We start from the raw sequence: 709 nt of genomic DNA on the forward strand, positions 1-709 counted from the left end.
CGTTGGCTACCATTCACCAAAATTAAAAATGCTTTAATAATGAAAAAAATATTGTTTCTTATCTTCTTTTTAGTTTATGCAAGTGTTTATGTTTTCGGGCAGGCGACAAAGCAATCTGAAGAAATACCTCAGGATACATTATTAAAAAAAGAATTAGAAACTATACGAATGAAAGACCAAACTTTGCGATTAGTTCTACCAATGGTTGAGGAAAAATTTGGTAAAAACTCTGAGGAAAGGAAATATCTCTGGTCTTTAATAAACTACCAGGATAGTATTAATGTGTTAGCTATAAAGGAGATAATTGAAAAGGAAGGTTGGTTAGGCACAAACAGAGTTGGTTATTTTGCTAACCAGTCAATTTGGATGGTAATTCAGCATGCTCCACTCGGAATTCAAGAAAAGTATTTGCCATACTTAAAGAAATCTGTTGCAAAAGGAGAGTCAGAAGGTTGGTATTTAGCTTTTCTGGAAGATAGAATTCTAATGCGAAATGGAGAAAAACAAAAATACGGCTCTCAATCAAAGTTTAACAAACAGACTGGAAAGAATCATATTTATCCAATAATGGATTATAAAAATGTAAATAAGAGAAGGGCTGAAATAGGTTTAGAACCTATTGAGGAGTATGCTAAAAAGAATGGTCATATTTATAATCCACAGGAAATGAAATAGAATGGTAGCCAACAACACATAAAAAGCATTAAAA

1 protein-coding gene is annotated in these 709 nt (G+C 32.0%); it reads left to right on the forward strand.

Annotated elements, in window-relative coordinates:
* A partial coding sequence (locus tag LN995_RS21725) for a DUF6624 domain-containing protein (RefSeq protein WP_317206993.1) occupies positions 1-675 on the forward strand: 675 nt, incomplete at its 5' end.
* Positions 676-709: the final 34 nt, after the last annotated feature.

The organism is Pontibacter silvestris (genome assembly GCF_020907275.1).
GTDB classification, from domain to species: domain Bacteria; phylum Bacteroidota; class Bacteroidia; order Cytophagales; family Hymenobacteraceae; genus Pontibacter; species Pontibacter silvestris.